The 20,701-nt window shown below is 72.6% G+C and carries 17 protein-coding genes; 7 read left to right on the forward strand and 10 right to left on the reverse strand.

Translation table 11 applies throughout. From position 1 onward, the window contains the following. Positions 1–104 precede the first annotated feature (104 nt). Positions 105–701 carry an RNA polymerase sigma factor gene (locus tag OHS33_RS30115; protein ID WP_330333555.1) on the reverse strand — a complete coding sequence of 199 codons (597 nt, stop codon included), beginning with the start codon at positions 699–701 and terminating at the stop codon, positions 105–107. Between the two features lie 562 nt (positions 702–1,263). Between OHS33_RS30115 and metG the strand changes: the two genes are divergently transcribed. After that, entirely contained in the window at positions 1,264–2,982 is a 1,719-nt protein-coding gene (gene metG / locus OHS33_RS30120; RefSeq protein WP_330333556.1) for a methionine--tRNA ligase, read from the forward strand. A 66-nt stretch (positions 2,983–3,048) separates the two neighbouring features. Here metG and OHS33_RS30125 read toward each other — a convergent pair whose 3' ends face one another. Together OHS33_RS30125 and OHS33_RS30130 are read right to left on the reverse strand one after the other, a co-directional pair. Beyond that, entirely contained in the window at positions 3,049–4,503 is a 1,455-nt protein-coding gene (locus tag OHS33_RS30125; RefSeq protein ID WP_330335266.1) for a YfcC family protein, read from the reverse strand. Between the two features lie 101 nt (positions 4,504–4,604). After that, a complete protein-coding gene (locus OHS33_RS30130; protein ID WP_443065477.1) occupies positions 4,605–5,927 on the reverse strand; it encodes a M20/M25/M40 family metallo-hydrolase in 1,323 nt (440 codons plus the stop codon). 297 nt (positions 5,928–6,224) lie between these two features. Here OHS33_RS30130 and OHS33_RS30135 point away from each other — a divergent pair, with 297 nt between their 5' ends. Both OHS33_RS30135 and OHS33_RS30140 read left to right on the forward strand, forming a co-directional pair. Continuing rightward, on the forward strand, positions 6,225–6,749 hold the full coding sequence (locus OHS33_RS30135; protein WP_330333558.1) for a hypothetical protein: 525 nt from the start codon (positions 6,225–6,227) through the stop codon (positions 6,747–6,749). 121 nt (positions 6,750–6,870) lie between these two features. Further along, on the forward strand, positions 6,871–7,647 hold the full coding sequence (locus OHS33_RS30140) for a bestrophin-like domain (RefSeq protein WP_330333559.1): 777 nt from the start codon (positions 6,871–6,873) through the stop codon (positions 7,645–7,647). Positions 7,648–7,668: 21 nt separating this feature from the next. Here the strand turns inward: OHS33_RS30140 and OHS33_RS30145 are convergent, their stop codons facing one another. The 4 genes from OHS33_RS30145 to OHS33_RS30160 all read right to left on the reverse strand — a co-directional run bounded on the left by OHS33_RS30145 (position 7,669) and on the right by OHS33_RS30160 (position 11,767). Continuing rightward, on the reverse strand, positions 7,669–9,225 hold the full coding sequence (locus OHS33_RS30145; RefSeq protein WP_330333560.1) for an NAD(P)/FAD-dependent oxidoreductase: 1,557 nt from the start codon (positions 9,223–9,225) through the stop codon (positions 7,669–7,671). After that, positions 9,222–10,406, reverse strand: coding sequence for an MAB_1171c family putative transporter (locus OHS33_RS30150; RefSeq protein WP_330333561.1), 1,185 nt, complete (start codon positions 10,404–10,406; stop codon positions 9,222–9,224). The genes OHS33_RS30145 and OHS33_RS30150 overlap by 4 nt, the downstream gene beginning before the upstream one ends. Before the next feature lie 82 nt (positions 10,407–10,488). Beyond that, positions 10,489–11,037 carry a toxin-antitoxin system, toxin component gene (locus OHS33_RS30155; protein ID WP_330333562.1) on the reverse strand — a complete coding sequence of 183 codons (549 nt, stop codon included), beginning with the start codon at positions 11,035–11,037 and terminating at the stop codon, positions 10,489–10,491. 64 nt (positions 11,038–11,101) lie between these two features. Then, positions 11,102–11,767, reverse strand: a complete 666-nt coding sequence (locus tag OHS33_RS30160; protein WP_330333563.1) for a helix-turn-helix domain-containing protein — start codon at positions 11,765–11,767, stop codon at positions 11,102–11,104. A gap of 219 nt (positions 11,768–11,986) precedes the next feature. Between OHS33_RS30160 and OHS33_RS30165 the strand changes: the two genes are divergently transcribed. The 3 genes from OHS33_RS30165 to OHS33_RS30175 all read left to right on the forward strand — a co-directional run bounded on the left by OHS33_RS30165 (position 11,987) and on the right by OHS33_RS30175 (position 16,676). After that, a complete protein-coding gene (locus OHS33_RS30165) occupies positions 11,987–12,988 on the forward strand; it encodes an MmyB family transcriptional regulator (protein WP_330333564.1) in 1,002 nt (333 codons plus the stop codon). Between the two features lie 187 nt (positions 12,989–13,175). Next, complete coding sequence (locus OHS33_RS30170; RefSeq protein ID WP_330333565.1) at positions 13,176–14,531, forward strand: 6-phospho-beta-glucosidase; 1,356 nt, start codon at positions 13,176–13,178, stop codon at positions 14,529–14,531. A 48-nt stretch (positions 14,532–14,579) separates the two neighbouring features. Continuing rightward, entirely contained in the window at positions 14,580–16,676 is a 2,097-nt protein-coding gene (locus tag OHS33_RS30175) for an MDR family MFS transporter (RefSeq protein ID WP_330335267.1), read from the forward strand. A 24-nt stretch (positions 16,677–16,700) separates the two neighbouring features. On the opposite strand, the gene OHS33_RS30180 is transcribed toward OHS33_RS30175, so the two are convergent. Next, a complete protein-coding gene (locus OHS33_RS30180; RefSeq protein WP_330333566.1) occupies positions 16,701–17,225 on the reverse strand; it encodes a nucleotide triphosphate diphosphatase NUDT15 in 525 nt (174 codons plus the stop codon). Beyond that, on the reverse strand, positions 17,222–17,872 hold the full coding sequence (locus tag OHS33_RS30185) for a helix-turn-helix domain-containing protein (RefSeq protein ID WP_330333567.1): 651 nt from the start codon (positions 17,870–17,872) through the stop codon (positions 17,222–17,224). The genes OHS33_RS30180 and OHS33_RS30185 overlap by 4 nt, the downstream gene beginning before the upstream one ends. Before the next feature lie 181 nt (positions 17,873–18,053). Between OHS33_RS30185 and OHS33_RS30190 the strand changes: the two genes are divergently transcribed. Continuing rightward, entirely contained in the window at positions 18,054–19,628 is a 1,575-nt protein-coding gene (locus OHS33_RS30190; protein ID WP_330333568.1) for an NAD(P)-binding protein, read from the forward strand. On the opposite strand, the gene OHS33_RS30195 is transcribed toward OHS33_RS30190, so the two are convergent. Then, on the reverse strand, positions 19,618–20,688 hold the full coding sequence (locus tag OHS33_RS30195; RefSeq protein WP_330333569.1) for an ATP-dependent DNA ligase: 1,071 nt from the start codon (positions 20,686–20,688) through the stop codon (positions 19,618–19,620). The genes OHS33_RS30190 and OHS33_RS30195 overlap by 11 nt on opposite strands. Positions 20,689–20,701: the final 13 nt, after the last annotated feature.

Raw genomic sequence — 20,701 nt, forward strand, 5'->3', positions numbered from 1 at the left:
GCGGGCGGCCGCGCCGCGGTCGCCGTCCCTCGGGTCCGCGTGCTCGGCCCGGCCCGGGAGTTCGGCGTGGTCCGCGCTCTCACCGTGGTGGTTGCCCTGGTGGTTCATGGCGCGGACTCCCCGCCGAGGAGCCGGGCGAGCCTGCGGCGCGCCTGGCTGAGGTGGGAGCGGACGGTGGCTTCCTCGACGCCCATCACATGGGCCGCCTCGCCGGTGGTGCAGTGCAGTCCGTACCGCAGCAGGACGGCGTCGCGCTGGCGCTCGGCCAGCCGGGAGACCGCCGAATAGAACTGGATGCTGTCGGTCAGCACCTCGTACGGATCGGCCGCGGCGTCCTTGAGCGCGGCCTCGAAGGCGCTGATGTCCATGGGGCGCGGCCGCCGGTCGCGGCTGCGCTGCTGGTCGACGATCCGGTGCTTGAGGACGGTCCAGGCGTACGCCTCCAGCCGGTCCATGTGGAGCATCCGGAGCCACTCGTTCATGATCGCGTCGAAGGTCGCGTCGACGGCGTCCTCCGCGTCCCGGTCGGAGCCCAGGTGCAGGTACGCGAATCTCATGTACGAAGGCCGCCGGTCGGTGTGGAAGGCCCAGTACGACAGGCGCGCCCGCGTGTCCCACTGGCTCATCGGCGTCGCCGGCCGCTGCCGTCGGCTGGGCAGCCCCACCGCCCCACCGGATTCCTCCGGTCCGCCATCGTTCACCGCTCCACCTCTCCCCCTCGTGGCACTGGAGGTGCTCGCCCCCACCCTGCCAGCGTTCGGCCGGGCGCGAGGGTGCCGCGGCAAAACCGGTGGACGACAGGTGACGACAGGTCAGGAGGTTGACGTCCGGTGATCGTCTTCGACCGCGGTGGTCGCGAACTGACCGGTTGCGCATATGACATACGGGATTTCAGGTGGTCCTGGCCGGTCAGCGGCGCACCGGCGGCGCCGGGGCGCACCCGGGGGCGCGGTCCGGCGAACCGCCGGGGGAGCCCCGGGCCGGGCCCGGCCGGCGCCCGGGCAGGGCGTGTGACCATCCCAGGATTCACTCGTTCGTCGGACCGTGAGCACATCGCAGCGGCACCTTCGGCCGGGCCGGGCATGATCGGCTCTCCTGTAGCATGACCGGGATCGCGAGGGCAGTGACGCAAGAGGTCACAGCCCTCGCTTTCGTGTAAGGCCCACCCCTTGAAAATGCGGCACGTGGCGTTTCGGCGGTTCGATACGATGAGCCCCTTCACGATCCTTCACACGCCGCACGTATGAAATGGAGCATCCGAGGATGTCTCGACACCTGATCACCAGCGCGCTTCCCTACATCAACGGGATCAAGCACCTGGGCAACATGGTCGGGTCGATGCTTCCGGCGGACGTGTACTCCCGGTACCTCCGCCAGCGCGGCCACGAGGTCCTCTACATCTGCGCCACCGACGAACACGGCACCCCCGCCGAGCTGGCCGCCAAGGCCGCCGGTCTCTCGGTCGCCGAGTTCTGCGCGCAGGCGCACGACGCGCAGAAGGCGGTCTACGACGGCTTCGAGCTGTCCTTCGACTACTTCGGCCGCAGCTCCTCGCAGCAGAACGCGGAGATCACCCAGCACTTCGCGCGCCGCCTCCAGGAAAACGGGTTCATCGAGGAGCGCGCGATCCGGCAGGTCTACTCGCCGGTCGACGGCCGCTTCCTGCCGGACCGCTACGTCGAGGGCACCTGCCCGCACTGCGGTTACGACAAGGCGCGCGGCGACCAGTGCGAGAACTGCACCCGCGTCCTGGACCCCACGGACCTGATCGAGCCCCGCTCGGCCATCTCCGGCTCCACCGAGCTGGAGGTCCGCGAGACCAAGCACCTCTTCCTGCTCCAGTCCGCGCTCCAGGGCGAGGTCGAAGCCTGGGTCGCCGAGCACGAGGAGGAGTGGCCGCAGCTGGCGTCCTCCATCGCCCGCAAGTGGCTGACCGAGGGCCTGCACGACCGCGCGATCACCCGTGACCTGGACTGGGGCGTGCCGGTCCCGGCCGACACCTGGCCGGAGCTGGCCGCCGACGGCAAGGTCTTCTACGTCTGGTTCGACGCCCCGATCGAGTACATCGCGGCGACGAAGGAGTGGGCGGACGCCGACCCGGCGAACCGCGACTACAAGGCGTGGTGGTACGAGGCCGAGGACGTGCGCTACACGCAGTTCATGGCCAAGGACAACGTCCCGTTCCACACCGTGATGTTCCCCGCCACCGAGCTGGGGGTCCGCGAGCCGTGGAAGATGGTCGACTACGTCAAGGCCTTCAACTGGCTGACGTACTACGGCGGCAAGTTCTCCACCTCGCAGAAGCGCGGCGTCTTCACGGACCAGGCGCTGGAGATCCTGCCCGCCGACTACTGGCGCTACTTCCTCATCGCCAACGCCCCCGAGTCCGACGACTCGTCCTTCACGTGGGAGCACTTCACCTCCACCGTCAACAAGGACCTCGGCGGCACCCTCGGCAACTTCGTCAACCGCGTACTGACCTTCTCCCGCAAGAAGTTCGGCGACGAGGTCCCCGCGGGCAGCGCGGCCGGCGAGCCGGAGGCCCGGCTGGGCGAGCAGATCGCCGAGCTGCTGGCCGAGTACGAGGGCCACATGGAGTCCCTCCAGTACCGCAAGGCCGCGGCCGCGCTGCGCGCCCTGTGGTCGGCGGGCAACGCCTACCTCGACGAGAAGGCCCCCTGGCTGGAGGTCAAGACCGACCTGGACGGCGCGGCGCTCACCCTGCGCACCGCGATGAACCTCATCCACCTCTACTCGGTGGTCTCCGAGCCGTTCATCCCCGCCTCGGCGCGCGCCATGCGCTCCTCCTTCGACCTGGCCGACGACACCGCGACCTGGGTGAGCCCGGAGCAGGCCAAGGCGCTGGACGCGGTTCCCGCGGGCACCCCGTTCACGGTGCCGCCGGTGCTCTTCGCGAAGATCACGGAGGAGGACCTGGAGTCCTACCGTGAGCGCTTCGGCTCCGCCGAGACGGCGGCCTGACGCTTGTAAACCGCGTAAGGGCTCGGCCACCAGCTGGTGGCCGAGCCCTTACGCGTACGCGGGCACCTACATCGCCGCGCCGAGGGCCACGAAGGCGCAGATCAGGACGAACAGGATGGCCAGCAGCGGCCACACGAACCGCAGGTACTTGTCGTAGCCGACCTTGGCCAGGGCCACACCACCGATGGTCACCGCGGTGGTCGGCACCCACAGGTTCATCCAGCCGCTGGCCGACTGCCAGGCCGTCACCACCACCGCGCGGGAGACCCCCGCGAAGTCCGCGAGCGGCGCCAGGATCGGCATGGCCAGGGTCGCGTGGCCGGAGGTGGACGGGATCAGGAAGGCCAGCGGGAGGTTCACCAGGAAGACGATCACCGCGAAGACCCCGGAGGACGTGCCCTTGACCACGCCCTCGATGGAGTGGAGGACGGTGTCGGTGATCTTCGAGTTGTTCATGATGACGGTGACCCCGCGCGCCAGCATGATGACCAGGGCGGGCGAGATGAAGTCGGCGGCGCCCTGGATGATCGTGGAGCTGAGCTTGGCCTCGCCCATCCGCCCCACCAGGCCGACCAGGACGGCCGCGCACAGGAACAGCGCCGAGAGCTGCGGGAAGGACCAGTCCAGCTCCCAGCCGTACGGCGTCGCGTCCGCCTTGCCGGTCAGAGCGCTGGACCAGGGCACCACCGAGAAGATCATGAAGGCGAAGACCAGCACCAGCAGCACCAGCACGGTCTTGTGCAGCCGGGTCAGCTCCGGTTCCACCACGTCGTCGCCGGTCGCCTTCTGCTCCCGGTCCCCGGGCAGGAATCCGCACAGGGACTTCGCCGGGTCCTTCTGGACCCGCTTCGCGTAGCGGATGACGTAGAGGACCGTCACCGTCGTCAGCACGATCCACATCAGGAACCGCAGCACGATCCCGTCGCCCAGCGAGATGTCGGCGGCCGAGGAGGCCACCCCGGTCGCGAACGGGTTGACCGTGGAGCACAGGACGCCGATGCCCGCGCCCAGGATGGAGGCGCCGACGGCCACGAGGCGGTCGTAGCCGAGGGCCAGCATCATCGGCACGAGCAGACCGTAGAAGCCGAGGGTCTCCTCCGCGAAGCCCTCGACCGTGCCGAGGACGGCGAAGACCACCATCACGGCGGCGATCAGCAGTGCGCCGCGGTCGCGCAGCCGGTGGGCGAGGCGGGAGATGCCCCGGTCGAGGGCGCCGGTCGCGAAGACCACCGTGATGAAGGCGCCGATGGCCAGGACGAAGAGGAACACGCCCGCGCTGCCGTAGAGCGCCCCGGTCAGACTCGGGCCGACCTCACCGGTCTTGGTGTCCTGGAGACCGTAGAGGCCGTTGACGGGCGCGAGGAACAGGTCGTTGAGGCGGTCGGTGAAGCTCTGCGTGCCCGCGACCCGGTGGTAGGTGCCCGCGATGGGCGCGCCGCTGTCGCTCCGGTCGTACTCGCCGGAGGGGATGAGGAAGGCCAGCAGCCAGATCGCGACCGTGACCAGCGCCAGGATGGTCAGCGCGCTGGGGAACGCGAACTTCCGCGGTGGGGGCGGCGGTTCGCCGCCCGCGCCCGGTTCGAGTTCCGGTTCGGCGGGGGTGGGGGCCGGGCTCGCGGCGCTCACCGGGTGCCTCCCGCGCGGTGGTCCGCCGCGTACTCGCGGAGGAAGGCGGCCATCGCGACGACCGTGTTGCGCAGTTCGGAGAAGAGCACCCGCTCGTTGGGCGCGTGCAGATTGCACATGCTGTCCTGCGCGCCGAAGAGCAGCACCTCGGCCCCGGGGGCCGCCTTGGCCAGGCCGTTCACCAGGGGGATCGAGCCGCCGGTGGCGACGTACGAGGCGTCCGTGCCCCAGGCCTCCTTCAGCGCGGTCAGCGCCGCCCGGTAGGCGGGGCCGCCGGTACGGGCCTCGAAGCCGGGGCCGGTGTCGCCGGGGGTGACGGTCAGCGGGATGCCGAAGGGGCGCTGGGCGCGCAGGTGCGCGACCAGCGCGGCCCGGGCTTCGAGCGGGTCCTGGTGCGGGTGGAAGCGCAGGTTCAGCTTGGCCCGGGCGTACGGGACCACGGCCGAGGCCGCGTGGTCCACGCTCGGGGCGTCCAGCCCGATGACGGTGACCGCGGGCCCGCTCCACAGCCGCTCGCCCAGCGAGCCGGTGCCGATCAGCGGCAGTTTGCCCTTGACCGAGGCCAGCTCGCGGAACTCCTCCTCGGTGTAGGTCGTGCCGTCCCACGGGTCCCGCCGCAGGCCCGGCACGGCCACGTCGCCCTTGTCGTCGTGCAGCGTGGCCAGGGCCCGGAGCAGGACCAGCAGCGCGTCGGGGGCGGCCCCGCCGAACTCCCCGCTGTGCCGGGGCTCGGCCAGGGTGCGCACCTCCACGGTGACCTCGCACGCGCCGCGCAGCCCGGTGGTCAGGGTCGGCGTACCGGGCCGCAGGTTGCCGAGGTCGGCGATGACCATCGCGTCGCAGGCGAACCGGCCGGGATCGGTGGGCGGGTAGTCGTCGAAGGCGCTGCCGTACTCCTCCTGGCCCTCGATCACCATCTTGATCCCGACGGGCGGACGGCCGCCGTACACCCGCAGCATGCCCAGATGCGCGATCACGTTCGACTTGTCGTCGGCGATGCCGCGCGCCCGCAGTCCGCCGGGGACCGGGGTCGGTTCGAAGGGCGGGGACAGCCACAGGCCGGGGGCGCCGGCGGGCTGGACGTCGTAGTGCCCGTAGAGCAGCACCGTGGGGGCGTCCGGATCCGGGGGCGGGATCTCGGCGTAGATCACCGGGGCCGTGTCCGGGAGGTCGATCCGCTCCACCGTCGTGACCCCCGCGTCCCGCAGCAGCGAGACGATCAGGTCGTGCGCCTCCTCGACGGGCTCCGGCGGGTAGCCGGGGAAGGCGATCGAGGGGATCGCCGCCAGCCGTTCCAGATCGGCCGTCAGGCCGTCCATCAGCGCGTCGACCCGTGCTCCGAGATGTTCCCGACTGCTGGCTTCCACCCGGCACCGTCCCTCTCGTCCCCGCTGAGCTGCGGCTTCGTTCCCTCGATGATGGGGCGGGGCCGGGGCGGGTGCCGTGGCGGACTGGCCCGAGTGGGTGAACACCGGCCCGGCCGTGGTGGCTGGAAATGGACCCTGCGCCAGCGATCTTGACCGATCCACGGCGTATCGAAGCCCCCTCGCAATCGTTTCTTCACCCGGGAGCACGCACAGGGGCACAGTGCTACACGGATCGAGGGAGGCAGTGCGGTGACCGCTTGGCAGTACTTCGCCGGGGCCGGGCTGGTGGCGGCGTGCTGTCCGCTGCACGGGCACGTGGACGTGCCGCCCGGGGGCGTCCGCGCGGACCTGTGCGTACCGGCCGGGCACGCGCCCGCGGACCGGCCGCCGCCCAGCCCCCGGCCGTCCGTACGGGCCGTCGTCCCCGGGATCCTGCCGGTGCCCGCGGGTCCGACCGTCCGGCACCCGGCGCAGCCCGCACCCGTCCCCGCGCCGGCCGTTCCCCCGATCCCGGCCGCCGAGCCCGCGCCGGAGCCCCCGGTGGCGCCGGCCCCCGCGCCGCCGCCCCGCCCCGTGCCCGCCCGGGCCGCGGTGCTCCCGACGGCGGGGTTCCACGTACGCCCGTACCGCTCGGTGGCCCTCCAACGGCGGGGCCCGGGCGGGATGTCCACCATGATGCTGCTGGTGGTCGTCACGACCCCGGCCGTCCTCGCGGCCGCCGTGCTGCGCCCGCGCGGGCGCAACGGCCGCAGTGGCCGAAGCGGCACCGCCTGACCCGGCACCGCCTGACCCGGCACCGCCTGAGCCGGGGCCGCCCGCCGGGCCGTCCGGTTCCGGGCCCGGCCCGCCCTCACCGACCGATCCACCGACCGATCCACACCACGGGAGATCCCGCATGTCCGAATGGCTGGTCCTGGCCATCGCCATGGCGCTCGTCTGCGCGCTCGTCCTCGCCTGCACCGCGCTGCGGCACCGCCGCGTCGCGGACGACGAGGACACCAGCGAAACCCCCGATGTCATCGAGTACATGACGATGATGGTCGGGGTGGTGTACGCGATCGTGCTCGGCCTGGCGATCGCGGGCGTCTGGGAGGCGCGCGGCTCCGCCGAGGACAACGTGCGCCGCGAGGCGCAGTCGCTGTACGAGGTCACCCAGCGCGCCGACGTCTACCCGGCGCCGGTGCGCGACCGGATCCGCGGCGAGGTGGACGCGTACGTCACTCACACCGTCAACGTCGACTGGCCGCTGCTGACCTCCGGCGCGACCGCCTCGCCGCAGGGCGCCGCCCTGCTGGGCACGCTGCGCAGCGACGTCACCCACCAGAGCCCGGCCAACGAACTCCAGGCGCAGGCCTACCAGCCGCTGCTGGACCAGATCGCGACCGCCGACGACGCCCGGCACTCGCGCACCCAGGATTCGGGCGCCACGCTGCCGGGGGTGATCTGGTTCGGGCTGCTCGTCGGCGGTCTGGTCACCATCGGGCTGATCTTCACCCTGCAGATCCGCCGGTCCGGCCGGGAGCTGCTGCTCGCCGGGCTCTTCAGCGGGCTGATCGTGTTCCTGCTGTTCATGGTGTGGAGCTTCGACGCCCCGTACGGCCGGGAGGGAATCGATTCGGCGGCCCCGTTCCAGGACCTGTTCCCCTCGCTGGCGCTGGCCCTCGGCAAGTAGCGGCGCGGACCGGCGCGACCGTCAGGTTCCGGCGGGCTGTTCCTTCTCTGTCCGTTCTTTGTCGGACCGGTCCGTCCGCCGGGTGAACCCCAGCTCCCGTTCCGTCAGCGGCGGGCCGGTGAGCTGGGGCATCCGTGGCCCGAGCAGCGCGTGCAGCAGGACCCGGGGGCGCACCAGCGTGGTGATCGGCGCCGAGAGCGTCATCACCTCGGTGAGCGCCGTCGCCACCACGAAGTCGGCGGTGGCGGTCCGCACGAGGCGGCCGACGTAGCGCGAGAGCAGCTTGTCGGCCGCGCCCGGGCGCTTGCCGATGGCGTCCGGATAGAAGATGTCCTGTCCCGTCGCCAGGTCCCAGGCCACCGACACCGGCGCGGCCACCGCCCGCTGGGTCCGCCGGGCCAGCCCGGCCGCGCGCAGCCCGCCGCCCTCCAGCAGGGACCGGCGCAGCGCCCGCGCCCCCTGGGCGGCCACCGACATGCCGTGCCCGTACACCGGGTTGTAGGAGGCCACGGCGTCACCGAGGACGACGTAGCCCTCGGGCCAGATCCGGCACTTCTCGTAGTAGCGCCGCCGGTTGGCGGTGTGGCCGAAGGTGGTGACCCCGGACAGCGGTGTGGCGTACCGGAGCAGCTCCGCGACGACCGGATGGCGCACCGAGCGGGCGAACGGCTCGAAGGCGGCGCTGTCCCCGGTCGGCTGGCCGCCCCGGGTGCCGGAGAGCGTGACCAGCCAGCGGCCGCCCTCGACCGGCATGATGACCGCGCCCTTGCCGGGGCGCGGATCGTGCGGCACCGCCTGGACGTTGACCACGGGGAAGCCGCGCTCGGCGCCGGGCGGCGCCTGGTAGAGCCGGCTCGCGTACACCAGGCCGGAGTCGACCAGCTCCTCGCGGACCGGCGGCACGCCGAGTTCGCGCAGCCACTGGGGGGTACGGGTGCCCCGCCCGCCCGCGTCCACGACCAGGGCGGCCGCCAGGTGCTCCTCGGCCCCGTCCCGGGTGGTGACGCGCAGACCGGTGACCCGGTCGCGGTCGCCGGTCAGGCCCAGCACCCGGGTGTCCTCGACGATCCGGACGGTGGCCAGCTCGGCCACCTCCTGGCGCACGGCCCAGTCGATGAGGTCCCGGGTGGCGGCGAGCAGGTGGTGGGTGGGCCGCCAGCGGCGGTACCAGCCGCCGGGGGAGAGGGCCACCATGCCGGAGGTGAGCGGGATCCGGTGCGCGCCCGCCGCGAGCAGCCGGTCGGAGAAGCCGGGCAGCAGGGCCTCGATCGCGTCGGCGCCGCCCGACCAGAGCATGTGGGCGTGCTGGGCCTGGGGGAGGAAGGCGCGGGATCCGGGGGTCCGGGGGAGGGTGTCGCGTTCGATGACGGTGACCCGGTCGGCGTACGGGGCGAGCGCGGCGGCGGCGAGCATTCCGGCCAGTCCGCCGCCGATCACGACGGCCTCGCGGCGCGTGGGCGGCGTACCGTTACCGGCGGCCGCCGCGTCCGGGGCGGGGCCCGTGGCTCCGGACGCGGGGTGCGGCGCCGGTATCCGTCTCGGCCCGGAGGACTGTTCGCGGCTCGTGGTCTCGCTCATGGGTGGCTGCTTTCCGTGCTGGCCGCGTGCCGGCGGGTGCGTGCTACTGCGGGGGAACGGAGGGCGCGCGAGATGCGTACGAGATCGCGGGGCCCCTCCACGCCGGCCGACGTGTAGGCGTCCGCCGAGCCTATGACCTTCTCCTCCGGGTCGGCCGCGCGGGCCCGGACGGCGGCCGCGACCATCACGGCCTCGGCCGTGGCATCGGCCTGGGCCGTCCCGGCGCCCGCCGCGAGCGCGGCGGCCCTGGTGCGGTCGCGCAGGCCGTGGTCGAAGTACGGGTCGAGGTGGAGGATCCCGTCGTGGATGTCCGCCACGCGCTGGGTGACCCGCAGATCGGCCGGGGACCACCACGAGATCCGGACCGCGCGCGAACCGTGCGGGACGACCGCGTGCAGCTCGCGCCAGAGCGGCCCGAGCCGGTGGTACGTCGCCCAGGTCTGGTAGAGCGCCGACAGCCGCTGCACCACCAGCGGCAGCACGAAGCCCGTCCCGATCAGGAGGGCGGAGAACGAGGCGACGGGCGGGGCCACGGTGGTGCTCAGCACGTCCAGGTCCTGCCCGGCCCAGCGGGCCCCGACGGCGGCGAACTTCGCCGCGTCGAAGACCAGGTTGAGCATGAACCCGCACACCATGAGGATCAGTCCCGAGCGCAGCGAACCGCGCACGTGCAGGGACCAGCGCCGGCACAGCACGGTCATCACGACGGCGGCCACGGTGTGCGCCACGAGGTAGATCAGGATCATCTCGCGGATGTAGGGCGTGTTCGCGTAGTACGTGTCGAAGTCCCGCAGCCGCTCGACGGGGGCGCCGCCGATCGCGAACAGCGAGAACTGCGAGAGGATCACGGCGCTGTACGAGCCCACGCACCAGCGGGAGAGGGTGCGCGCGCGGGCGTCGGGGCCGCCGCGCCAGTTGATCAGCAGCAGCAGGCAGGACGCGCTGAACGCGGTGAGGATGCAGTAGACCAGCGGCGCCGAGAAGTTGCGGATCCCGGTGATCCGGTTGACGGCGGCGATGGTGGGCGGCGCGGCGAAGAAGAACACCGAGCTGGCGACGAGCAGCAGCACACTGACGGCCCGCACGAGGGGATCGCGCCAATGCCGGGTCAGGCCCGGGAGCTTGCAGGTGAAGGCGATCACCAGCACGCCGGCCGGAATGTAGAAGTCCAGGCCCTTCACTTCTTCAGCACGCTCTCAGTCCTTGGTTCGTCCCCCGGCTTGTGGTGGTCGGTACCTTTCGGCCTTGTGACAGGCCCCGTGGTCAGCCCCGTGGCCCTCGGTAGCCGAGGGAGGCCTCGATGCGTCCCGCCAGTTTGTCGCGCTGGCTCGGCCCCGGTGCCAGGGAAGCCGACAGCCACGGACGGCACTTGCTGCCGAGCAGCAGGCCGAAGGTCTCCGCCTCCGTTTCCTCCTGCACGTCGGCGCGGGTGCGCGCGGCGACCCGGCGCACCGTCTCGCTGAGGTCGGCCTCGTCGGACAGCAGCCGGGCGGCCACCGCGGCGCCGTCCACGTGATGGCTGCAGTGGCCCGCCTTCATGTGCCACAGCTCGTGGCCGAGGATCACCAACTGGTGGTCCGGGGCGGTGCGTTCCTCCACGACGACCAGGTCACGGTCGGCCATGTCGAGCCACAGTCCGCTGGCCGTCCCCGGGGGGAACGAGGCCATGCGGAACTCCACCGGGCGGCCGCGGTGTTTGCTCATGCCCTCGCACAGGGTGGTGTAGAGGTCCACGGGTTCCACGGGGGCGGCCTGGCGGATGGCCGCCACCAGCTCTCCGCACAGCCGCCGCTGCTCTCTGCCTATGCTCACCGTTCTCCCCGTCGGCGCGGATCCGGATCAGGACTCAAGGGTCAGACCCAGGTTTTCGACTGGGTCATGATTCTGTCGGTTTGACGCTTTCGAGGAGCATGTCCAGCCATTCGGTCACTTTGTCCCGGTGTTTGTCGCTGGGCAGTTGGGCGGCGCGCCAGGCGATGCCCCGTACGCCGTGGTTCTGGAGAAGTCTTGCCAGCGGATCGCCCGTTGAAGCCTGCGCGGCCGCGGTCTGCCGCTCGCGCCCCGCGAAATCCTGGAGCAGCTGCTGCTCGGTGCGCAGCAGGGCGTCGGTGAGGGCGTCGGCGTCGTGGGCGGCGAGGAAGCCCGCGTGCACCCCGAAGAAGCGCTGGATGGCGTCACAGTGCTCCATGGTGGGCCGCCGGTCGCCGTTGATCAGGGCTCCGGCCTGCTGGCGGGACATGCCTGCGCCGTCCGCGATCTCCTGCTGCGTGTAGCGGCGGCCGTTGGGCTTGACGCGGGTGCGCCGGAGCAGGTCCAGGCGCTGCAGGAAACGGGTCTGCAGATCGGGCTCGCCCGTGGGGCGGCCCTCCAGCAGGTTCTTGACCACATCGGCCGGAACCCCGGAGGCCTCCGAGAGGCGGCGCAGATCGAAGACCTCGCCCTGGTCGTGTCCCAGCTTGCCCGCGAGTTCGGCGACGCGCGTTACGGTGGCTGCCAAGGGCACGTTGGCCACCGCGACGGGAGCCGGGAAGCCGTCTGTCACCAGTGGTTCTCCTAGATCGCGCGAGGGTCGGTTCGGGCACATGGTCGGCTCCTGGAGGCTAACCCTTCTCCCCTTGAAGGGCTAGAACTTGCCACAGCTGTGGCGTGAATGAGCTGTCAAGAGGCTGGAATTGCCACAATAGTTGACACTCGAATGAAGTCGGTAGCAGGATCGCCACATCGAAATGAAGATCCAGACCGTGAGAAGGGGGAGCTCTCGGTGCCACATCTCGCAGCGGTGGGCCCGTCCGATGGCCTCGCCCGAGCCGGTGAGGGGCGCCTGACGGGTGAAGAGCCCGTCCGTGGCGCGGTGCGGTCGGAGCGACGCAAGGAGATTTTGCGCCAGCGGCGCGAAGAGCTGAACCTCAGCCAGGAGGACATGGCCGCACGTCTGCGCATCAGCGTGCGTGCGTACGGGAACTGGGAACGCGGCCTGGTCAAAGAGTGGACGGACCGCAAGCTGCTCGCCCTCGCCGAAGCCCTGGAGATGAGCGAGCGCCAGTGCTTCTGGCTCTTCCGCGTCATGGTGGACCGCGATCCGCCGCCCACCTGGCGCGCGGCCGAGGAGAACCGGCTGCCCGCCGACCCGGCCCAGCGGGACTACCTGCGCGACTACGCCGCGCTCATGGAGGCGGTGCCCTACCCAAGCTTCCTGGTCGACCACCGGTGGGACGTCGCGCTCACGAATTCGGCCTTCGACCAGCTGTTCCAGGCCGTTCGCCCGCACCCCACCGCCCTGCCGGACGACAACTTCCTGCGCTTCGTGCTGTTCCACCCGGACGCCGCGGCCGTGCTGGAGGACCACGAACCGGCCTGGTGCGTACCGCTGCTCGCGCAGTTCGCGACCGGCCTGGCCGCCGACCCCGACGACGAGGGACTGCGCAGCATCCGCCAGGAGGTGGCCCGTGACCCGTTCATGGAGGCCGCCTACCGCTACGGCGTTCCGCACTGGCTCAGCACCTACGGGGCCGAGGCGGCCGAGCGCGACGGAGCCGTGCGTTCCGTGCGCCACCCCGACCCGCGCTGGGGCGTGGCCCGCTGCCGGATGGTGGCCGAATCCGGCCGGATGCTGGACGCGATGGGGCTGACCCGGATCACCCTGGTCCTGTCCTCGCCGCAGGGCGTACCGGTCGGGCCCGCGCCCGTCGGAACCGGGCGCACCCCGCAGGCCGCCGCACGGCTGCGCGCCGTGCCGTCGCCGGTGGACACACCGGCCGGGTGACACTGGTGTCACGGAACGTGGCACGGATGCTCGCGCCGGACCGGCACCACCCGCGTCGCGCATCGTGTCACCGATCGTGGCACCGGGGCGGGCACGGGAGCGGTTACCGGCACCGGTACGGCCCCGGGCACGGACATGGGCCACGGAGCGCGGCGCACGGCGTCGCGCGGGCGAAGGGCGGTAGGGCGTGCGGCTGACGATCCTCGGCGGGGGCGGTTTCCGGGTCCCCCTGGTGTACGGGGCCCTGCTCGGCGACCACGCCGAGGGCCGGGTGACCCACGTGACCCTCTACGACGCCGACCCCGGCCGGCTCGCCGCCATGGCCCGGGTGCTCGCGGACCAGGCCGCGGCCGCCGGGGTGCCCGACGCGCCGGAGGTGACCGCGACCAAGGACCTCGACGAGGCCTTGCGCGGGGCCGACTTCATCTTCTCCGCGATCCGCGTCGGCGGCCTCGACGGACGCGCCACGGACGAGCGGGTCGCCCTGGCCGAGGGAGTGCTGGGGCAGGAGACGGTCGGCGCGGGCGGGATCGCGTACGGCCTGCGCACGGTGCCGGTGGCGCGGGAGATCGCCCGCCGTGTCGCGCGCAGCGCCCCGGACGCCTGGGTCATCAACTTCACCAATCCGGCCGGACTGGTCACCGAAGCCATGGCCGAGGAGCTGGGCGACCGGGTCATCGGGATCTGCGACTCCCCGGTGGGCCTCGGGCGCCGCATCGCCCGGCTGCTGGGCGCCCGCCCCGAGGAGGCCTGGATCGACTACGTCGGCCTCAACCACCTCGGCTGGGTCCGCGGTCTGCACATCGGCGGCCGCGACGAACTGCCCCGGCTGCTGGCCGACACCGCCGCCCTGGAGTCCTTCGAGGAGGGCCGGCTCTTCGGCGCCGAGTGGCTGCGCTCGCTCGGCGCCATCCCGAACGAGTACCTGCACTACTACTACTTCAACCGCGAGACGGTACGGGCCTACCAGGAAGCCGAGCAGACCCGCGGCGCCTTCCTGCGCGACCAGCAGCGCGCCTTCTACGCCGAGGCCGGGCGCCCCGGGCAGCCAGCCGGGGCCGCGCTGGACGCGTGGGACCGTACCCGGGCCGAGCGCGAGGCCACCTACATGGCCGAGAACCGGGAGGCGGCGGGCGCCGGGGACCGCGAGGAGAGCGACCTGGAGTCCGGCGGCTACGAGAAGGTGGCCCTCGCGCTGATGCGGGCCATCGCCCGCGACGAGCGCACCACCCTCATCCTCAACGTCCCCAACCGCACCACCCTGGCGGTGCTCGACGCGCGCGCCGTCATCGAGGTGCCCTGCCTGGTCGACGCCAACGGCGCGCACCCGGTGGCCGTCGACCCGCTGCCCTACCACGCGGTGGGGCTGGTCACCTCGGTCAAGGCGGTCGAGCGGGCGGTCCTGGCGGCGGCCGCCGCCGGCTCCCGCCGGGACGCGGTCAAGGCCTTCGCGCTGCACCCGCTCGTGGACTCGGTGGCGGTGGCCCGGCGGCTGCTCGACGGGTACGTGCAGGAGCACCCGGGGCTGGCCTACCTGCGCTGATCCCGCGAGCCGGTCCCGCCGGGGGTGACCCGTTCGGCCCCGCGCCGCATGCGGCCGGGCGGCGGCGCTGTGAGAGTGCGAGATGTGACCACAGCCCCCGCGATAGCCGCCGCGCCGCCCCTGCTCGACCGGAGGCGGCGCAACGTCATCTTCGGCACGATCATGCTGGGCGTGCTGCTGGCCGCGCTCGACCAGACCATCGTGGGCACCGCCCTGCCCACGATCGTGGCGGATCTCGGCGGCGCGGCCCACATGTCGTGGGTGGTCACCTCGTACCTGCTCGCGGAGACCGTCGCCACCGTGCTGGTGGGCAAGTTCGGCGACCTCTTCGGCCGGAAGGTGATCTTCCAGATCTCCGCGGTCATCTTCATCACCGGCTCGTTCCTGTGCGGCCTCGCGGGCAACATGACCCTGCTCATCCTGTGGCGGGGCGTGCAGGGCATCGGCGCGGGCGGCCTGATGGTCACCTCCATGGCACTGATCGCCGATGTGGTGCCGCTGCGCGAACGCGGCAAGTACCAGGGCGCGATCGGCGCGGTGTTCGGCGTCGCGACGGTCATCGGACCGCTGCTGGGCGGGCTGTTCACCGACCACCTCAGCTGGCGCTGGGCGTTCTACGTCAATGTGCCGATCGCGATCCTGGTCGTGGTGGCGGCCGCCCGTACGATCCCCTCGGTACGCTCGGGCGCGCGTCCGGCCATCGACTACCTCGGCATCGCGCTGGTCGCGATCGGCGCCAGCGCGCTGATCCTGGGCACCAGTTGGGGCGGCAACGAATACGGCTGGAGCTCGCCCGTCATCATCGGGCTCTTCGTGGGCGGGGTGGCCGCGCTCGCCCTGTTCTGCCTCGCCGAGACCCGGGCGGCCGAACCGATGCTGCCCATGCGGCTGTTCGGGAACCCGGTCTTCACGGTGTGCTCCGTCCTGAGCTTCGTCGTCGGCTTCGCGATGCTCGGCGCGATGACCTTCCTGCCGACCTACCTCCAGTACGTGGACGGGGATTCGGCCACGATCTCCGGCGTACGGACCCTGCCGCTGGTCATCGGCCTGCTGATCGCCTCCGTCTTCAGCGGCAACGTCACCAGCAAGACCGGCCGGTACCGGATCTTCCCCATCGTGGGCTCCCTGGTCATGGGCGTCGGGCTCTTCCTGCTGTCCCGGATGGGCCCCGGGAGCGGCGTCGCCCTCGAATCGCTCTACATGTTCGTGCTCGGCGTCGGCATCGGTCTGTGCATGCAGGTGCTGACGATCGCCGTGCAGAACACCGTGGACTACGCCGACCTCGGCACCGCCACCTCCGGCGTCACCTTCTTCCGCACCCTGGGCAGCGCCTTCGGGACCGCGGTGTTCGGCACCCTCTACGCCAACAGCCTGAAGCCCGCCCTGACTTCAGGCGTGACCGAGGCTGCCCGGGCCACGGGCGGCGATCCGGCGACGATCGGCGCCGCGGCGCAGAGCCCGCACGGCGTGCACGGCCTGGACCCGGCGGCGGCCGCCCCGGTGATCGACGCGTACGCGGACGCGCTGCACACGGTGTTCCTGTGGACGGTCCCGGTCGCCGTGGTCGGCTTCGTCGTCGCCCTCTTCCTCAAGCAGGTCGCGCTGCGCGACACCGCCCGGGCCGGCTCGACCGACATGGGCGACGGATTCGCCTCGCCGGCCACCGCCTCGGGGGACTCTGCCAAACTGCTCGAACTCGCCGTGGGCAAACTCGTCCGCACCATGGGCCCGGAGCAGGCGCGGTCCATCGTGAACGGCTCCGACACCCGGCTCGACATGGCGGGCGCCTGGGCGGTGATGCAGGTGGACCTGCTGACCCGCACGGTCGGCCACGCCAGCCTCGGCCTGATCGCCTCGCGCCGCTCGCTGCCCCCGGAGGTGCTGGTTCCCGTCTTCGACCGGATGGTCGAGGAGGGCTACCTGACGCGCGAGGGCGCCTTCTTCTCGCACACCCCGGCCGGGGCGCGCGAGGCCGCGGTCATCTCCGGGGCCTGGGCCGACTGGCTCGGCGACCAGCTGGAGCGCGACCGGGGCCGCCCGCGCAGCGCCGAGCTGCGGGTGGCGGCCGACGCGATCGCGAAGCGGCTGCTGGCGGAGGACCTGGGCGAGGGCAACTTCGCGCCGCGGTCGGTGGTGCGGGCCTAGCGCCGGGGCCGTGTCCCCGTGGGGTCAGTGCGGGGGTGCGATCGGATAGTCGTACGAGGGGACGGGTGGGGCCGGTGTGACCGGCGGGAGCGCGGCCGGGTCCGGGCGCCACGTGCGCAGGACGGCGGCCGTCGGCGCGTAGAGCGCGGCCGGGACCGCGGCCGGAGCGAACCATTCCCACCGGACGATCTTGTCCGGCTCGGTCACCACCGGGGTGCCTTCCGCGGCCTCGGTCACCGCGGCCGCCGTCAGCCGGGTCAGCCCCGCCGTCGTGTCGATCCGGACGCCCAGGACGCGTACGGCGTCGGGGGCCACCCGCAGATCCGTTTCCTCGGCCAGTTCCCGCGCGGCGGCCCCCTCGAAGCCCTCACCGGGGTCGACCTTGCCGCCGGGCAGTTCCCACCGCCCGTCGTGCGCCTGGCCGAGCAGGATCCGGCCGTCGGGGGCCAGCACGATCAGGCCGACCCCGACGACGGCGTTCGGCCGGGGGACGGCCCGGGCGGGGTGTGCGGGCTGTGCGGGCTGGGGGTGCGGGTGCGGTGTGGTCATGACGCGTCCTTCTCGCGGGCGGCGGGCCGGGCCCGTACGTGGATCCGCTCGCCCTGGGGCCCGAAGAGGCTCAGGTACTCGGTCGGCTGCGCGACCGCGTTGAAGAAGGCGTGCGGGGTGCGGGTGTCGAACTCCGCCGCCTCCCCGGCGCCGAGGACGAGATCGTGGTCGCCGAGGACCAGCCGCAGCCGTCCGGACAGGACGTACAGCCATTCGTAGCCCTCGTGCACGCCCAGTCGCGGCTGGGCCACCTGCTCGGTGGCGGGCGGGAGGATCTGTTTGAAGGCGTGCACCCCGCCGAAGTTCCGGGTCAGCGGGATGTACGTCGTCCCGTGCCGGACGAAGGGGCGCGGGCGGACCCGCGGATCCCCGGTGTCGGGGGCGCCGACCAGCTCGTCCAGCGCGACGCGGTGGGCCTTCGCCAGCGGCAGCAGCAGCTCCAGGGTGGGCCGGCGCCGTCCGGACTCCAGCCGGGAGAGCGTGGAGATCGAGATTCCGGTCGCTTCGCTGAGCTGGGCGAGAGTGGTCCCGCGTTCCTGCCGCAGCGTGCGCAGGCGGGGGCCCACGGTGGTGAGCACCCGGGCGAAGTCCTCTTCGCCCTCACCTTCAGCGGTTACTTGGGGTTCGTCGATCTGAGCGGCAGCCATGATCCCATTTGCCGGTTCGGCAACATCATTTGTCAAGCGGGAATCGGGGCGGCGGGGGCCGGTCGGGCCCGAGGGGTTCGACCGGGCGCTCGCTCAACTGTGCGGGTTTCGCCCGGCCCCCGCCCGTGCAGGCTCTGGGCGGTCTGATCGTCGTACAGCACCTTCGGCTCAGGGGGACGCAATGGCACATGTGCTGGTCATCGGGGGCGGCGTCGGAGGGCTGGCCACCGCCTTGCTGGCGGCGCGGCACGGACACACGGCCGAGGTGTTCGAACGGGACAGCCGGGCCCCGGGCACCGCCCTGGACCGGGACTTCTTCGGCTGGCAGCGGCCCTCCGTACCGCAGGCGACCCAGCCCCACGTCCTGCTCGGGGCGGCGCGCAACCTGCTGCGCGCCGACCTGCCGGACGTCCACCGGGAGATGCTCCGCCTCGGCGCGCGGGAGCGGCACGAACTGGACTGGTTCGAGGAACGCCCGCCCGCCCGGCCCGGGGACGACGACCTCGTCATGCTCCAGGCCCGGCGCATCGTGCTGGAGAGCGCCCTGGCCACGGCCCTGCGCGGGGAGCCCCGGGTGGTCGCGCGGTACGGCGAGCCGGTCACCGGGCTGCTGACGGAGCGCGGGAGCGGGGCGGCGGCCGGACCGGGAGCGGGGTCCGTGCCCGGGCCCGCCGCTGCCGCGGACGCCGTACGGGTGACGGGGGTGGAAACGGCGCTGGGGGAGTACGAGGGCGATCTCGTCGTCGACGCGGGCGGCCGGCGCGGGGGCGCCGCGCGCTGGCTGGCGCGGGCGGGCTGCCGTCCGGCCGTCGTGGAGCGCCACCGCACGGGGCTCGCCTACTTCTGCCGCTGGTACCGGCTGCCCCAGGGGCGCGCGGACGGGCCGCGCCGCCCGTGGACGGTGACCGGAGGCGCCTTCGCCGGATGCGCGGTCTTCCCCGCCGACAACCGGGTGTTCGCGGTCACGCTGTTCGTCCACACGCAGGACACCACCCGCTCCGCGCTGCGCGATCCGGCCGTCTTCGAGGCCGCCGCCCGGGCCTTCCCGCCCGGCGAGGCCTGGCTGGCGCTGGGCGCCGAACCGCTCTCCGGGGTCATGGCCACGGCGGGCCTGGACAACCGGTGGAGCGCGCTGGTCGACGAACGGGGGCCGGTGGTCAGCGGGATCGTGCCGATCGGGGACGCGATCACCCACACGAACCCGACCCTGGGCCAGGGCACCTCGCTCGCCCTGTGGGCCGCGTTGCGGGTGGCCCGTACGGCGCACCGCGACCCGGGGTCGGCGCGGTACGCCGCCGGGCACCACGCGTGGGCGGTGCGCACGCTCAAGCCGTGGTTCGACTTCCAGGTGGTGGCGGACACGGCCATCGGGGAGCGCTTCGCGACCCGGGCCGGGCGCACCGGTACGGCGCGGGAGATGGCCGCGCTCTTCGACTGCGCCCTGGACGACCCGGAGGTGATGCGGGCCCGGGCGCGGGTCCGGCACCTGGCCGTCCCGCCGGAGCGGGCCTACGCCGACCCGGAGATCCGGGCCAGGGTCGCGCGCTGGCTGGCGCGGCACCCGGACTACGTGCCGAACGTGGCCGGCCCGGACCGCGCGGAGTGGGAGGAACTCACCTCGGGGCCCGCGTCATCGGGCGCGCCGTCCGCCGGGTCGTCCACCGGACCGTCCGCCGGGTCGTCCCGTACGTCGTTCCCCGCGTCGTCCCGTACGTCGTCACCCGCGGCGCCGTTCACGCTGCCGCTCACGTCGTAGTGAGCCCGAGCACCTCGGCCAGGTCGTAGCCGACGACCTCCTCCAGCTGGGCGTACGTACAGCTCTCCGGCACCCGGTCGGGCCGCCAGCGGCGGAACTGGGCGGTGTGCCGGAAGCGGTCGCCCTCCATGTGGTCGTAGGCCACTTCCACCACGCGTTCGGGACGCAGCGGTACCCAGGAGAGGTCCTTCTTGCCCGTCCAGCGGCTCTGCGCGCCGGGCAGCCGGGCGCTCTCGTGGGCGGACTCCTCGGCCCAGGCGGCCCAGGGATGGCCCGCGGGGTCCGGCATGCGCAGGGGTGCGAGTTCCTCCACCAGTTCGGCGCGGCGCTTCATCGGGAAGGCGGCGCAGACGCCCACGTGCTGGAGCGTGCCGTGCTCGTCGTGGAGGCCGAGGAGCAGCGATCCGACAATCGGACCGCTCTTGTGGAAACGGAATCCCGCGACGACGGCGTCGGCCGTACGCTCGTGCTTGATCTTGAACATGAGGCGGGCATCGGGCCGGTAGGGCAGATCGAGCGGTTTGGCGATCACCCCGTCGAGCCCGGCGCCCTCGAACCGCTCGAACCATTCCCGCGCCAGTGCGGGGTCGGTGGTCGCGGGCGCGAGATGGATGGGGGGACGGGCCGTGGACAGGGCTTCGGTGAGTGCGGTGCGCCGGTCGGCGAGCGGGGTGTCGAGGAAGGCCTCGTCGCCGAGCGCGAGCAGGTCGAAGGCGATGAAGCTGGCCGGGGTCGCACCGGCCAGAAGGGTGACGCGGGACTGCGCGGGGTGGATGCGTTCGGTCAGCCGGTCGAAGTCCAGCCGCCCGCCCTGAACGATCACGATCTCCCCGTCCACCACGCAGCGCGGGGGCAGGTTCTGCTTGAGGGCCGTCACCAGTTCGGGGAAGTAGCGGGTCAGGGACTTGCCGGTGCGGCTGCCGATCTCGACCTCGTCCCCGTCGCGGTGGACGATGGCCCGGAAGCCGTCCCACTTCGCCTCGTACTGCATGCCCGCGGGAATCCTGGCCACGGACTTCGCGAGCATCGGCTTCACGGGAGGCATCACGGGCAGATCCATGGTCCGATTCTGC

It is taken from the genome of Streptomyces sp. NBC_00536 (assembly GCF_036346295.1).
Lineage (GTDB): Bacteria > Actinomycetota > Actinomycetes > Streptomycetales > Streptomycetaceae > Streptomyces.

What these genes read in the sequence shown, in the direction of transcription:
- OHS33_RS30145 (WP_330333560.1), bottom strand. Translation starts at nt 9,225, where the DNA reads ATGAGCGAGACCACGAGCCGCGAACAGTCCTCCGGGCCGAGACGGATA.
- OHS33_RS30175 (WP_330335267.1), top strand. Translation starts at nt 14,580, where the DNA reads ATGCGGCCGGGCGGCGGCGCTGTGAGAGTGCGAGATGTGACCACAGCC.
- OHS33_RS30180 (WP_330333566.1), bottom strand. Translation starts at nt 17,225, where the DNA reads ATGACCACACCGCACCCGCACCCCCAGCCCGCACAGCCCGCACACCCC.
- OHS33_RS30140 (WP_330333559.1), top strand. Translation starts at nt 6,871, where the DNA reads ATGTCCGAATGGCTGGTCCTGGCCATCGCCATGGCGCTCGTCTGCGCG.
- metG (WP_330333556.1), top strand. Translation starts at nt 1,264, where the DNA reads ATGTCTCGACACCTGATCACCAGCGCGCTTCCCTACATCAACGGGATC.
- OHS33_RS30195 (WP_330333569.1), bottom strand. Translation starts at nt 20,688, where the DNA reads ATGGATCTGCCCGTGATGCCTCCCGTGAAGCCGATGCTCGCGAAGTCC.
- OHS33_RS30130 (WP_443065477.1), bottom strand. Translation starts at nt 5,927, where the DNA reads ATGGACGGCCTGACGGCCGATCTGGAACGGCTGGCGGCGATCCCCTCG.
- OHS33_RS30190 (WP_330333568.1), top strand. Translation starts at nt 18,054, where the DNA reads ATGGCACATGTGCTGGTCATCGGGGGCGGCGTCGGAGGGCTGGCCACC.
- OHS33_RS30185 (WP_330333567.1), bottom strand. Translation starts at nt 17,872, where the DNA reads ATGGCTGCCGCTCAGATCGACGAACCCCAAGTAACCGCTGAAGGTGAG.